This is a genomic window from Streptomyces sp. 6-11-2 (assembly GCF_006540305.1).
In the GTDB taxonomy this organism is placed as follows: Bacteria; Actinomycetota; Actinomycetes; order Streptomycetales; family Streptomycetaceae; genus Streptomyces.
This window is the reverse complement of sequence record NZ_BJOR01000001.1, coordinates 4,443,541-4,457,726: the sequence shown is the minus strand read 5'-3', so window position 1 is coordinate 4,457,726 and position 14,186 is coordinate 4,443,541. Positions and strand designations below refer to the sequence as shown.

General features: G+C 68.0%; 8 protein-coding genes. 6 read left to right on the top strand and 2 right to left on the bottom strand.

The genetic code is table 11. From position 1 onward, the window contains the following. Positions 1-251 precede the first annotated feature (251 nt). From TNCT6_RS19570 to drmB, 4 genes are read left to right on the top strand one after another with little or no spacing between them, the layout of a single operon-like run. Positions 252-5,003: a DEAD/DEAH box helicase gene (locus tag TNCT6_RS19570; RefSeq protein WP_141360589.1), complete on the top strand. Its 4,752-nt coding sequence runs from the start codon at positions 252-254 to the stop codon at positions 5,001-5,003. Further along, entirely contained in the window at positions 5,000-6,904 is a 1,905-nt protein-coding gene (locus TNCT6_RS19565; protein WP_141360588.1) for a UvrD-helicase domain-containing protein, read from the top strand. Before TNCT6_RS19570 ends, TNCT6_RS19565 begins: the two co-directional genes overlap by 4 nt. After that, positions 6,901-10,155: a helicase-related protein gene (locus tag TNCT6_RS19560; RefSeq protein ID WP_141360587.1), complete on the top strand. Its 3,255-nt coding sequence runs from the start codon at positions 6,901-6,903 to the stop codon at positions 10,153-10,155. The genes TNCT6_RS19565 and TNCT6_RS19560 overlap by 4 nt, the downstream gene beginning before the upstream one ends. Beyond that, a complete protein-coding gene (drmB, locus tag TNCT6_RS19555; RefSeq protein WP_141360586.1) occupies positions 10,152-12,014 on the top strand; it encodes a DUF1998 domain-containing protein in 1,863 nt (620 codons plus the stop codon). Before TNCT6_RS19560 ends, drmB begins: the two co-directional genes overlap by 4 nt. Positions 12,015-12,030: 16 nt before the next feature. On the opposite strand, the gene TNCT6_RS19550 is transcribed toward drmB, so the two are convergent. Beyond that, positions 12,031-12,669 carry an ATP-binding protein gene (locus TNCT6_RS19550; protein WP_141360585.1) on the bottom strand — a complete coding sequence of 213 codons (639 nt, stop codon included), beginning with the start codon at positions 12,667-12,669 and terminating at the stop codon, positions 12,031-12,033. A gap of 221 nt (positions 12,670-12,890) precedes the next feature. Here TNCT6_RS19550 and TNCT6_RS19545 point away from each other — a divergent pair, with 221 nt between their 5' ends. Both TNCT6_RS19545 and TNCT6_RS19540 read left to right on the top strand, forming a co-directional pair. Next, the gene (locus TNCT6_RS19545; protein WP_141360584.1) at positions 12,891-13,739 is read left to right on the top strand and encodes a helix-turn-helix transcriptional regulator; all 849 of its coding nucleotides are present in this window, start codon (positions 12,891-12,893) and stop codon (positions 13,737-13,739) included. Continuing rightward, the gene (locus TNCT6_RS19540) at positions 13,736-13,954 is read left to right on the top strand and encodes a DUF397 domain-containing protein (RefSeq protein WP_141360583.1); all 219 of its coding nucleotides are present in this window, start codon (positions 13,736-13,738) and stop codon (positions 13,952-13,954) included. The genes TNCT6_RS19545 and TNCT6_RS19540 overlap by 4 nt, the downstream gene beginning before the upstream one ends. Here the strand turns inward: TNCT6_RS19540 and TNCT6_RS42090 are convergent. After that, positions 13,914-14,153 (bottom strand): hypothetical protein, encoded by a 240-nt coding sequence (locus TNCT6_RS42090; RefSeq protein WP_373996257.1) that lies wholly within the window; start codon positions 14,151-14,153, stop codon positions 13,914-13,916. The two genes, TNCT6_RS19540 and TNCT6_RS42090, sit on opposite strands and share 41 nt — an antisense overlap. Positions 14,154-14,186: the final 33 nt, after the last annotated feature.

The following is a 14,186-nucleotide window of genomic DNA, read 5'->3' as shown; positions in this document are numbered from 1 at the left end:
GAAAGCAGATTCTCCACTCGTTCGGAATGACGATCGAGGAGTTCGACGAGCTCTTCGGTCACAGTGATGGATTTGCCGATCCCGACAGCGACTGATCCCGCGAAAGCTGGCACCTCCTCAACGTTCGGCCATTGAGCCAACAGGTCCACCGAGTCGAGTCTCCGCAGGTCAAACAGCCTGGTGTCACCTTTCACCCGACCCTCTCGTCCGTTTTCCGTCATCCCGCCCATCGCAGGAGTCGTGAAGAAGCAGTGTCCTCATTGCCACCTTCGACCATCCCCACTGTTCTTGAACAGTCCGCTCGCGTCCTGCAGACCTACGAGGTCGATCCCGGCCTCGTGCCGGAACACGCCAACGGAGAGCGCCGCATCACGCAGGGCGGATACGGCGACCGTCAACTGTTCGAACTCGTACAGAACGCGGCCGACGAGATCGCCGCCGAACCCGGGGGATGCGTCCAGGTCGTCCTCACCAATACGCACCTCTACTGTGCCAACGAGGGCGACCCGATGACCCCCGAAGGCGCGGAAACCATTCTTCGAATGAGCATGTCGCGCAAGCGAGGTGGCCAGATCGGCCGTTTCGGTGTGGGGGTGAAATCCGTTCTTGTCGTCACCGACACTCCGCAGTTCTTCAGCAGTACCGGGGCCTTCGGATTCGACCGCGAATGGGCATTCGAGGAGATCCGATCGGTCCCCGGCGTGCGGGAGCGCCTGGGCGAGCGGTTCGAGGCACCGGTGCTTCGCATGGCGCGTCCTCTCGACGTGGCCACCGAGCGTGCTCAGGACCCCGTCCTGGACGAGCTGCTGAACTGGGCCACGACTGTCGTCCGCCTGCCACTGCTCGCCGGCGCCGCCGGCCGGTTGGCGCTGGACATGCACGGCGGGCGGACAGCCGCCGGAGCGGCCCGCGAGGAGTTCCCGCTCGGGTTCCAGCTCCTCTCCCCTCACGTGGGGAAGGTCGTCCTTGAGGACCGTCGGCCCCGTCCGGCCGTCCGTCGCATGCTCACCGCCGAGCAGTCCGGGGACCTGCACACCGTGGTGGAGGAGCGGACGGGAAGGCCGACGGTCAGCGCCTGCTGGCAGGTCTTCTCCACCACGCACGAACCCGGTCCGGCTGCCCGGGCCGACGCCGGCGAACTGCACGACCGCCTCACCCTGGACCTTGCCTGGGCTGTGCCGGCACTGGAGAAGGACGACAAGAGCGGGCTCCACGTCAGTCCGCAGTCCCGGGGGCGGGGTCGCTTCTGGTCCTTCTTCCCGACCAAGTACGAGATGTCCCTCAGCGGCATCCTCAACGGCGCGTGGAAGACCAACGAGGACCGTCAGAACCTGCTCGATTCCTCGGCGTTCAACGAGGAGATGATCAAGGTGTCGGCGGCGTTGGTGGTCGATTCCCTGCCCCGCCTGGCTCCCGCCGAGGACCCCGCCGCGTACCTTCCGCTGCTGCCCGGTCGTGTGAAGGAGTCGATCAGCTGGGCCGACGAGTTCCTGACCAGGGAGATCTGGGAGCGGGCGGCGGTCCGTCCGTCGCTGCCCGACCAGGAGGGCGTGCTGCGTGTCCCTACCGTGCTGCGCGTTCCTCCGCGTCTCGACAAGGAACGTCACGCCGGCTGGCTGCGGATGTGGCACGAGGCCCCCGGCCGCCCGTCGAACTGGCTGCACCCGAACGCCGAGGCCGACACGCTGCGTTCGGGCAAGGTCGAGCACATCCTCGGTACGGCTGGTCACAAGCGGGCCGATGTGCGCGAATGGTTGGAGGCACTGGTCGAGTGCGGCACCGCCGAGGCGTCAGCAGCGGCAATCCACATCCTGGCCGACATGGTCCGGGTCGGGTCGCCCCACGCGGAAGAGGCCCGCAAGGCGAAGGTCGTACTCACCGAGGAGCACGGTCTCGTGCCCGCTGTCCCGGGACAGGTGTTCCGCCGCGCGGACGAAGGTGGGCTGCGGGAGTCCCTGGTGTACGTGGTCGGTGAGATCGCCCGGGACCCGAAGCTCGCTTCCGCGCTCAACCTCCTCGGCATCCGCGAGGCGGACGTCGAAGGCCGGTTCATCAGCGTGCTCGACCAAGGCTTCGAGGGCTACGGAAGCGCCGAATGGGAGCGCTTCTGGGACCTGTTCCGCCAGGCTGGTGGACGCCGGTTGACCCACGCTGTGCTCCGGCACGTGCCGAATGCCCGCGAGACCCTGCGCGTGCGGACGGCTGACGGGAAGTTCCATCCGGTGCGCGACTGCATGCTGCCAGGTGCGGTGGTCGACGCGGGACGCGACCCGAGCATCGCCGTCGACACGCGGTTCCACTCCGACGACCTCGCCTTCTTCCGCGAGATCGACTTGCGCGAACGTCCTTCGAGTTCGGTGCGTCCTGAGGGCGAGGCCTGGTTCGAGGAGTATCGGGAAGCCGTCCACGCGTCCTATCTGCGAGGCCTGGATCAGCGTGCTCCCCGTCCGTCCCTCAGCCGTATGAAGGTGGAGGGGTCCGCGATCGGTGGCCCGCTGCACCTCTTCCGTTCGCTCTCGGAGGAGTCCCGCGCGGCCTTCCTGAAAGCGCTGCCGGACGACGCAGTGGTCGACAACTGGACGCGTCGGATCGGCGCGCAGTCGAGCACCCGACAGGCCGTAATGTCCCCGATCCGCTGGATGCTCAGGAAGTACGGAGCCGTCTCCACCTCTCAGGGAATCACGTCGCTGGGTGAGGCGGTCGGACCCCAGCTCGCCGCCTATCGCGACGTGTTGCCGGTTGCCGACATCTCCCCCGAGAAAGCCCGCAAGCTGCGCCTGCCCACCACGGTCGACGACGTCCCCGCCGAACACTGGAAGAAGCTCCTCTCGGAGGTGACTCGGAGCGAGGACGACGCCTTCGTCGGCAACACCTATGTAATGCTCACCCGATTCGGCGCGGACTTCCCCGAGGACTCGTTGACCCGCTGCCGGATCGGCAACAGCTGGGACACCCGCCCCGACGAGGAGATCACCGTCGCGGTCGGCGAGACCGAGTACCGGGCATTGCGCGCGGAGCAGCTTCCCGCCCTGCTCGTGGCGTCCGCTGACGACGCCGAGTTGATGGTCGAGAAGTGGGGCATGAAGCGGTACGCCGACGCCATCACCCGGGAGACCCGTGAGGTCCCGGACGGCGACCCGATCCCGCTCGTGGAGCTGTACCCGGCCCTGCGTCAGCGTCTGAACAGCAGCAACCGGAACAGCGTGGTGCAGCGGTGCACAGAGCTCGAAGAGGTGACCCGGACGGCGAACGCCGCGAAGCCCCGCCCCTTGGACGCAGTGCGCCAAGGCGCCACGGTCAAGGTCCGTATCCCCCTGGAACCCGAGCCGATGCTCCGCCTCATCGACCGTGAGCTGGAGCTCGGACTGGGCGCGGCCGGCTGCCGGGCGGTGTTGGAGCACCAGGAGCGGATGGCACGGGACAGCAAGACCAAGGCGGCTCTGAAGGCCGTACGTGACGCGGACGACGTTGTCACCAAGATCGAGCTGCTGATCGGCCCGGAAGCTCTGCGGTCCGGTCTCCCCGACGGATTGATGGAGGCCGAACTGGAGGCGACCGGCGGCGCGGAGCCGTCCGGGCACCGAATCGCGCAAATGGCCTTCAACGCTCGCGGAGACAGGGTGCTCCATCACCACGCCCGGGACATCCAAGCCAAGTTCCTCAACGCACCCGTGGGCTACGGAGGTTCCTCAGCCGCTATCGCCTTCGTGTCGAGTCTCGGCCTGCCGGTGACCTTCGCCGGCTCCCGGACGCCGTCACCACCCGTCTTCGAGACGATCGACGGGCCGCGGGACTTCCCACGGCTCCATGACTACCAGGAGGACTTGGTCCGCAACATCACCACGCTGCTCGACCGGCTGGCCCCGCAGAGGGCCATGCTGTCCCTGCCCACCGGCGCCGGCAAGACACGCGTCACCGCCGAGGCCGTGATCCGCTGGGTGAAGCGGGTGGGTGAGCTGGAGGGACCGTTGCTGTGGATCGCGCAGACCGAGGAGCTGTGCGAACAGGCCGTACAGAGCTGGAAGTTCGTGTGGAGCAAGGTGGGGGCGGAAAGGCCTCTCACCATCAGTCGACTGTGGAGCGGGAACGAGGTCGGGAACGTCGAGGGGCACCCGCACCTGGTGGTGGCCACGGACGCCAAGCTGGAACGGTGCCTGGGTACCGACCAGTACGAGTGGCTGCGGAAGGCCTCCCTCGTGATCGTGGACGAGGCGCACACCGCGGTCTCCCCCCGGTACACCGACATTCTGGGCAAGTTGGGCCTTACCCAGTACGAAACCCGACGTCATCTGCTCGGTCTGACCGCCACCCCGTACCGCAACAGCAATGAGGAGGAGACCAATCGGCTGGCCGGCCGCTTCGGCCGACGGCGCCTCGACGAAGGGGTCTTTCCTTCCGGCGACCCGTACCGGGACCTCCAGGACTGGGGGATGCTCGCCCAGGTGGAACACCGCACGTTGGAAGGCGGCAACATCGTGCTGACCAGCGATGAGAAGGCCCAGGCCGATCGCATGGCCATGCTCTCGCGCTCCGCCGAGCAGCGCCTCGCGGAGGACCACGCGCGCAGCCGCCGTATCGTCGAAGAGGTGGCCGGCCTTCCCGACGACTGGCCGACCCTGCTCTTCGCCACCTCCGTGGACCACGCCAACTCCCTGGCCGCGCTGCTGAACGACCGGGGAGTTCCCGCCGCCGCCGTGGACTCGACCACCAGCGCCCAGGACCGGCGGCGGCGCATCGAGGACTTCCGGTCGGAACGCATCCGCGTCCTCACCAATTACGGCGTCCTGACCCAGGGGTTCGACGCCCCCGCCACACGCGTCGTCGTGGTGGCCCGCCCGGTCTACAGCACCAACGTCTACCAGCAGATGATCGGTCGAGGCCTGCGCGGCCCGAAGAACGGCGGCAAGCCCACCTGCCTGATCCTCAACGTCAGCGACAACATCGCCAACTTCGACACCCAGCTGGCCTTCACCCAGTTCGAGCACCTCTGGAGCCGTAAGTGACCGACGCCTACCTCGACAGCCCCTCGCTCACCGAGGAGCAGCGGGCCGTGGTCGAGCAGCCCTGGGGCGCCCGTGTCCTGGTCACCGCCGGGGCAGGGGCGGGGAAGACACACACCCTCGTGCGCCGGCTCGACGCACTCTGCGGCAACGAGGACCCGGACGAGGCGCTGGAGGCCGCCGAGATACTGGTGCTCACCTTCTCCCGGGCCGCCGCCCGGGAGCTGCGCGAGCGCATCGCCCGGCACGGGGAACGGGCTCGCCGGGTACGCGCCCAGACCTTCGACGCCTGGGCGTACAGCGTGCTCAGCCGGGCGCATCCGGACGGCGACTGGAGGGGGGTCGGCTTCGACGAGCGGATCACCGCCGCTGCCAACGCGGTCGAGAAGGGGGCGCTGGAGATCGGTGACGCCGTCCCGCCCGCCCATGTCGTGATCGACGAGGTGCAGGACCTGCTGGGCGCGCGCCGCGAGCTGGTGGAGACGCTTCTCGACCGTTACCAGGACAGCTGTGGCTTCACCGTAGTCGGAGACGCCGCCCAGTCCGTCTACGGCTTTCAGATCACGGACCCGCGCGAACGCGCCGACGAGATCGGCCGGTTCTTCGACTGGCTGCGCTGCTCGTACCCCGACGACCTGGTGGAGCTGCGGCTGACCGAGAACTTCCGGGCCGTCACGCCGGAGGCACGGGTGGCGCTGGCGCATGGTCCGCGCCTCCAGCAGCTCAACGATCCGGACGACGCGGGCATGCTCTACGAGGAGCTTCGTGAGCTGCTCCTGGACCCTGTGAACGCCATGGGCGACCTCAGCGACGAGTTCACCCTGGCCGGTCTGCGGGACTCCACCGACACCTGCGCGGTGCTCACCCGCGACAACAGGGAGGCTCTCGTGGTCTCCGAGTTGCTGCACACCCACGGTGTCGAGCACCGGCTGCGGCGCCCTCTCGAAGAACGCCCGGTGCCTTACTGGGTCGCCGAGCTGCTGCGCCGCACGGAAGCGACCGGCCTCGCCGAGGACCGGTTCCGCTCGCTGCTCACTGAGATCCCCCTGCCGTTCGAGCCGAACGTGACCGCCTTGTGGACCTCGCTGCGTCGGGTGGCTCGCGGGCCCGGGCGAGGCGTGATCGATCTGGACCGGTTGCGTCGCGCGATCGCCGACAGCAGGTTCCCCGACGAGGCGGCCGACCCGGAGACCGCCCGGATCGTCGTCTCGACCGTGCACCGCGCCAAGGGCTTGGAGTTCGACCGGGTGATCATATTGGCCCCTCCGACCGTCGCGGAACTGCACAAGCGGCACAAGGACGAGTTGGACCTCCCAGCTGAGGCGCGTGCCTTGTACGTGGCAATGACGCGTGCCCGTCGCGACCTGTACCACGTTGCGCCTCCCGAACTTCCGCAGTTCAGGCGAGCGGAGAAGCGGGGCGCCGGCCGGCGCTACATCGGCGGCTGGCGGTCGTACGACCGGTTCGGCATCGTCGCCGAGGCAGGCGACGTGTGCCGGGACGACCCGCCCGGCCGTGACGGCGACGCCGTCGCCACCCAGGCGTACCTCCTGGAACGAGTCGGCGCCGGGCAGCCGGTGGTTCTGCGCAAGCGCCACGACCTGCCGATGGGCGAGTCGCAGAGCCCGCCGTACGCCCTGGTGCACGACGGACGGGAGGTCGGTGAGGCATCACGGCGGTTCCGCGAGCAGCTGTACCAGGTGCAGAAGGTGAACAGGACGTGGGACCCCTGGTGGCCTGACGAGATCCACGGCCTGCGGATCGACACCCTGGAGACCGTGACGGGCAGCACCGCCGCCGGGACCAACGCCGGGCTGGGAGATCGGGGTGTGTGGATCGTCCCCAGAATCACCGGCGTCGGGAAGTTCCGGCGAGCCGACAACCATGAGGAGCAGGGCGCATGACACATGTGGCAGGCCGGCACTCCGAGCACTACCGGGTCCGGGACGAGGAACTCCTGGTAGGTCTTCGCCGTGAACTCCTCGGTCCCCCCGAGGACGCCGCGCCGGACGACCGGGCCGAGGTGCTCACCCAGGACGCGCCGATCGACCGTTACCTGACCGGCGTGCTGTATCCGCGGGCGGTGGACAAGGCCGCGGAGGAACGAAAGAAGGAGGAGATCGCCGAACAGGACGGCCTGGACGCCGCACCACTGTTGACCCGCGATGACGTCGAGGAGTCCGGCACCGAGCAGGATCTCGGCAGGGCGGGCGATCGCCGCCCGTCCTCGATGGGTCTGACCTTCGCGGTCGACCCGGCCATAAGCGACACGATCGTGATCTCGGCTCGCGCCGCCGTATACAAACCCACAGACGCGGACGGCAACCCGGTCGAGCCTCGCCGCGCCGAGGCCCGCACTACTTCCGACCAGCAGGAACGTTGGCAGCGCGTGGAACTCGCACTCCCGGACTACCCGATCGACGTCTCCACGCCTGACAGTGACAAGCGGGAGAACCTGCACGAAGGGGTCGATCTGCGCGTCAATGTTCGGCGCCCCGACGCGACTACCGGCACAGTCACGATCACGGTGACGCTGGTCAACGAGCACAGGGTCGGCAAGTGGGACCTCCAGGACGCCTTCTCCCTGTTCCAGTGCGGTCTGACGGTACGGGCCGCCAACGGCTCCACAGTGTTCGTCGAGCGCCCCGCCCCGTCCACCGCCCACGACCCGGAGATCGCCACGAGCCGGTTGCTGCACCGCCACGCACCGACCTTCGCCGTCGGGCACGGCTGTTCCGCCGAGTGGGACTGGACCCCGCCGCCGATCGGTATGACCGACACCGTTCAGGCAGCCGTCGCCGAGGTCCGCAGCCAGTTCGTGCCGTCCGTGGAGGTACTGCTCACCGACTCCAACCCGGAGATCGACAGCTCGGCGCTGTCCATGCTTGGACTGGCGGAGCAGCCCGACGCCGAGGTCCTGACCGCTCTGGAGGAACTTGCCACGGGCTATGAACACTGGATCGATCGCAAGGCGGCCGAGGCGGAGGGCCTGACGGGCGACAAACACAAGAAGGCCGCACGCGAGCAGGTGACGGCCTGCCGTGAGGCGCTCAGCCGGATCCGTGAGGGCATCGACCTGCTGCGAGCCAAGCCCGACCTGATGCGGGCGTTCCGTCTCGCCAACCGCGCCATGGCCGACCAGCGCGCCCGCAGCGCGTGGGTCAAGGACGGATGCGTCGGCGACCCGAACCCGGCCGCCGGCCGCTGGCGCCCTTTCCAGATCGCGTTCATGCTGCTCTGCCTGGCCGGCATCGACGATCCCGAACACCGCGACCGGGAGATCTCCGATCTGCTGTGGTTCCCCACCGGTGGTGGCAAGACGGAGGCCTACCTCGGGCTGATCGCGCTCACGTCGTTCCTGCGTCGCATCCGCAAGGGCACGGACGGCGGTGGTGTCACCGTCCTCATGCGTTACACACTGCGACTGCTCACCCTTCAGCAGTTCGAGCGTGCGGCGATCCTGCTCTGCGCCATGGAGCAGCTACGGCTCCGCACACCTGAACTGGGCACCGAGGAGTTCTCCGTCGGCATGTGGGTGGGGCGTTCCGCAACTCCCAACACACTGGCCGAGGCAGACAAGAAGCTCGACGAGCTACGCAAAGACCTCGACAAGCGCCTCGCCAAGGAGAACCCGGTCCAGCTGCATGCCTGCCCCTGGTGCGGTACCCGCCTCGACGCCCGTGACTACAAGGCCGACGAGGACGCCAAGAGGATGTACGTCCGCTGTCCCGGCACGGACTGCGACTTCGCCGACGGCCTGCCCGTCCACCTGATCGACGAGGCCGTGTACGACGCCCGACCGACGCTGGTGATCGCCACCGTCGACAAGTTCGCTTCGATGCCATGGCGCCCAGCGACCTCCGCGCTGTTCAATCGCGACGACCCGCACGACCGCACCCCGCCCCCGGAGCTGATCGTCCAAGACGAACTACACCTGATCTCGGGACCTTTGGGTACCCTCACCGGTCTCTACGAGACCGCTGTGGACGCTCTCGCCGACCGACCCAAGGTGATCGCCTCCACGGCGACCATCCGCCGTGCCGCCGACCAGGGCCGCCATCTCTTCGCACGCGGGGTGCGACAGTTCCCGCCCGCCGGCCTGGACGCCCGCGACTCGTGGTTCGCCGTGGAAACACCGCGCGAGGAGAAGGCGAGCCGCCGGTACGTCGGCCTCCTGGCCCCTGGCACCAGCCAGTCCACCCTGCTGATCCGCACGTACGCCACCCTGTTGCACCGAGCCAAGCACGCGGATACCAAGGACGAGGTGCGTGACGCGTATTGGAGCCTGGTCGGCTACTTCAACAGCCTCCGACTGCTCTCCGCGGCCGAGCTCCAGGTGCACGACGACGTGGTGGCCTATCTGGAACTGCTTGCCGAGCGCGAGGGGGTAGCGGTCCGCTCGGTCACCAACTACTCGGAACTGACGAGCCGTGTCGACGCCAGCGAGATCCCGGCCCGCCTCAAGGGCATCGAGAAGAAGCTGCCCGACGAGGACACCGTGGACGTCCTTCTGGCCACCAACATGATCGCGGTGGGCGTTGATGTGGATCGCCTCGGACTCATGGCTGTGATGGGTCAGCCGCAGACGACGGCCGAGTACATCCAGGCCACCAGCCGGGTTGGCCGCGCACACCCCGGCCTGGTCACGGTCATGCTCAACTCCGCTCGATCCCGCGATCGTTCCCACTACGAAGGCTTCCAGCACTTCCACTCGGCCCTCTACCGCGAGGTCGAGTCCACGTCCGTCACGCCGTTCTCCGCCCGCGCCCGTGAAAGGGGCCTGCATGCGGTGATCGTCGCCCTCGCCCGCATCATGATCCCGGCCGCCGGCCCGAACGAGAGCGCCGGCAAGGTCGAGTCGTACGAGGACATCCTCCGGAACGAGGTCAAGGACATCCTTGTGCGTCGCGTCCGAGCGGTCACCCCGGAGGAGAGCGACGCCGTGTCCCACGCCTTCAACGAGTTCGTCGACTGGTGGTGCGATGAGGCCGACATCCACAGCGGCCTGCTCTTCGAACCCAAAAAGGGTAGTCGTACCCCTTCGCTTTTGAAGGCGTACGACGACGAGTCCGAGAACGCCGAGGCGTGGCCCACGTTGTGGAGCCTGCGCGACGTCGACGCCGAGTCCGCCCTGTTCATGGAGGGAACCCGATGACCCCGCCTCCCGCCCGTCGACGCCGCGCGGCCGAGGGCGGAACGCCCGCCCACAATCTGCCCCGGCGGGGTGCGGTCCGCCGCGCCCAGGCCATCACCACGTACGGCGTCGGATCGCTCATCGCCGTCGACCACGAGTCCTTCATCGTTTCGGGCCTGGACCACGCCGAGGACAGCTGGCGGGCCGACGAGGCCCCACGAATCCATGAACGGCGTCTGGCCCGCCTGCTCGACGTCAGTCATTTTCGACTGCCGCCCGCGTCCGACGACGACAGCAAGGACGGCATGCGAGGCCGACGCTTCCCCTTGATGCACTCCTGCCCGGAGTGCACCGAGCTCCAGCGCCACCGCGACTTCAACCCGCCGCAGGGACGAAGCGTGTGCGGCACGTGCGAAGTCGAACTCGTACCCTCCCGCTTCGTTGTCGCGTGCGCGGCCGGGCACCTCGGAGAGTTCCCGTACTGGCACTGGGTCCACCGCTCGACCGAGCGTGGAGCCGCGGCCACCGTTCAATGCGACGGCAAACTCAGGCTTCGCTCGTCCGGGCGTACGTCCTCGCTCCGCTCGATCCTCGTCTCCTGCACCTGTGAGCAGGCGCCCGAGGTATCGATGGAGGGCTCCTTCCGCAAGAACGCGCTGAAGGATCTCGGACTCAGGTGTCAGGGCACCCGGCCGTGGCTCGGCACGTCCGCTCCTGCTGTGGAGTGTGGACTCCCGCTGCGCACGCTTCAGCGTGGTTCCTCCGCCGTGTGGCAGCCGGTCCTGAAGTCGGCCCTCTCCATCCCGCCGTGGAGCGACGGCCGAGCGGATCCACTCGCCGAGCACTGGGAGAAACTCCGAAAGCACAAGGATCGCACGGCCGTCGAGGGTTACCTCGATGCGATTTTTGACGATGAGTGGCCCATTTCTCTGGATGAGGTGATGACGCTGCTCGACGCGGAACGCGAGGAGGATCCCGACGGCGAGGCGGGGCCCTCCTTCGACCACCGCTATCGCGCCCTGCGCAACAAGGAGTACGAGCGTCTCCGCTCGGGCAACGACGAGAGCGAGCACTCTCACGACGAACAGTTTGTCTGCGAAACCCCGTTGGGCGACCAAAGCGTGCTCGCTCCGCTCGGCGTCACCGGCCCGATGCTGGTCAAGAAGCTCCGCGAGGTACGCGCCCTGAAGGCGTTCACCCGGCTTGCCGACCCCGAGTCGACGACCGATGCGAAAGAGATGCCTCTCTCCGGCTCTCCCATGCGCTGGCTCCCAGCCATGGAAGTGCGCGGCGAGGGGGTCTTCCTCCGCCTGGACGAGGACCGACTCGGCACCTGGGAGAAGGCCGCGGCAGTGGCGGCCCGGACTGAGCGGATGCGCACCGCTCACCAGCGGGTGCTGGAGGAACGGGCCGGCGACCCGAGCCTGGTTGTACCCTCCCCGGCCACTCCGCGCATGGTGCTGCTGCACACTTTGGCGCACGTCCTCATCAACGAGTGGAGTCTGGAGGCGGGCTACCCGGCCGCTGCCCTGCGTGAGCGCCTGTATGCCGCCGACGACATGGCCGGAGTACTCATCTACACGGCTACGAGCGACTCGGCAGGCAGTCTCGGTGGTCTCGTCGCTCAAGGCGAACCGGAGCTTCTCGATCGCACGGTCCGTTCGGCCGTCCACCGCGCCGAGTGGTGTTCTTCCGACCCGCTCTGCATGGAGACCGAGGCGTCCGGTACCGGCGGCACCAACCTCGCCGCCTGCCACGCCTGCGTGATGCTCCCGGAGACGAGCTGCGAGCACAACAACATTCTGTTGGACCGCGCGCTGCTGGTGGGAACGCCCCAAGAGCCCACTCTGGGATTCTTCGGGGCCGTCCTCTCTCCCTGACGCTCGTCGACCCGGGTCACGAGCCGACTTCGGACACCTGGGTCTCGAACCGCATCTGCGCACGGTCCAGCACGTCGTCCGCGTCGCGACCGTGTGCCCGGAGCCAGTGGAGGAGGTCGGTGATGAGGAAGATCGCCGCCTCCTCCCCCTCGGTGATGCTCAATCTGCCGAGCCGCGAACCGAGCTTCGGTCCTGCCGCGCCGTAGAGGTCGAGCACCGCCTCCGCCCGGGTCACCCGGGGGCCTTCGTCCTGGCCTCCCGGCGACGGCAGCCCCGTCGCCAGTTCGCACCAGGTCACCTTTCGGTCGGCGAGGAGTTGGACGCCCCAGCGATCCGTGATCGCCTCGACGAGTGTCATGCCGCGACCCCCTTCCGACTCAATGTCGGCGGTCACCAGTGAGGGCAGTGCACGGGTGTCGGGGTCGTGCACCTCGATGCGCAGACACGCACCGTTCATCAGGACGGCGAGGGTGGTCGGCGTACCGACGCCGACGTGGGTGATGACGTTGGCCACGAGCTCGCTCACGCAGAGCTGCGCCTCGTCCACGAGGTCCCGCAGTCCCCAGCTGCCGAGGTGCTCGCGCACTCTGCGACGCAGGACCGCCACCTCTTCCTCCAGAGCCGTGAACTCCACGGTCCACGGCGTTCTCACCATGCATGCGCCTGGGATCACTTCCGAGCCAACCCTTCGTCGCTCGCGGGTCCGTGCGGATGCCGGAGCTCCGGGCCGGCCCCACATCGGTCGTTCTCATCGCCAGGATGGCCGGCGCGAATCCCGTCGTGCAATGTGCACGGAGAGAATCCCACCATCGGGTGATTGGCGGCCCGCACCCTTGGCGCAGAGACTGAACGCTGTTTCGACATGAAGGGGTCCAGATGGCCGGATCACCGACGGCGCGCCGCCGTCGACTGTCCATCGAGCTGAAGAAGCTCCGGGAGAAGAACGCTTTGACCTGCGCCCAGGTCGGGGCGGCCCTGGACTGGAGCGGCTCCAAGGTCAACCGGATGGAGACCGGCAGCGGGCGGGTCCAGCCCTCCGACATCGACGCGTTGTGCCGGTTCTACGACACCGGCGACGAGCTTCGCGAGTTTCTCAAGTCCTTGGCGCGGCAGGCCAAGACGCGCGGCTGGTGGCAGGTCCACGGGTCGGGAGTGCCCGAATGGTTCTCGATCTACATCGGCCTCGAACAGGATGCGTCCACGCTGCGCCAGTACCAGTCGGAAGTCCTGCCCGGCCTCGTGCAGACCGAGGCCTACGCCCGGGAACTGCACACGTGCGGTTCGTACATGCCTCCCAAGGACATCGATCGGGCGGTGCGGGTACGGCTGGAGCGCCAGTCCATGCTCAACGCCCCCGGTGCTCCCGACTGCTGGTTCATCGTGAGCGAGGGTGCCGTGCGCAGAGTCGTCGGCGAGCGGGAGTTGATGCGGGCACAATTGGAACGCGTACTGGAGGCGGCGGAGCAGCCAAGTGTGACCTTGCAGGTACTCCCCTTCGACGCCGGCACCTGCCCGACCACGGGACCGTTCACCATGTTGGGGTTCCCCGATCCGGAAGACCCGGACATCGTGTACCGGGACGGCATCACGGATGCGATGTACTTGGAAGGGGAACCTCATGTCCGCGAGTACACGCGGGCGTTCGACGAGTTGAGGGCGGCAGCCCTGAGCCCACGACGAACGATTCAGCTGATCAAGAGCGTTGTGAAGGAGTACGCACGGTGAACGTCGACCTCGGCGGCACAGAGGCTCCGGGCCCGTGGGTCAAGTCGTCCTACAGCAATGGCGCCGGTGGCGAATGCGTCGAGTGCGCTCACGACGGTGGGCAGGTACTCGTACGTGACACAAAGCTCGGCGGCACTTCCGTCGCGACCATCGCCTCCCCGGCGTGGCGCGCCTTCACGCACGCGGTGAGCCGAGGGTGGTCCGTGGGCCTTTGACCTGCAACCCGCGTGGTCCGACGCTCACCCCGCAGACGTCCGCGTCAAGCAGGGCCTTCTCCAGGCGACCCGGCAGGTCCACCACGCTGTATGTGAGCGCGCTGCATTCCTTGCGCCGGTCCAAGAGGTCGGAGTCGATGCGTACGGCCAACACACGGCGGCCGGCGATCAGTACCCGCAGGTCGGCAACCTTGTCCACGCGAGCCTGGAACGTGCACTCCTCGATGCCGGG

Bases quoted from the DNA above. Each gene is read 5' to 3' on its own strand.
- drmB (WP_141360586.1), top strand. From the start codon at position 10,152: ATGACCCCGCCTCCCGCCCGTCGACGCCGCGCGGCCGAGGGCGGAACG.
- TNCT6_RS19545 (WP_141360584.1), top strand. From the start codon at position 12,891: ATGGCCGGATCACCGACGGCGCGCCGCCGTCGACTGTCCATCGAGCTG.
- TNCT6_RS19560 (WP_141360587.1), top strand. From the start codon at position 6,901: ATGACACATGTGGCAGGCCGGCACTCCGAGCACTACCGGGTCCGGGAC.
- TNCT6_RS19550 (WP_141360585.1), bottom strand. From the start codon at position 12,669: ATGGTGAGAACGCCGTGGACCGTGGAGTTCACGGCTCTGGAGGAAGAG.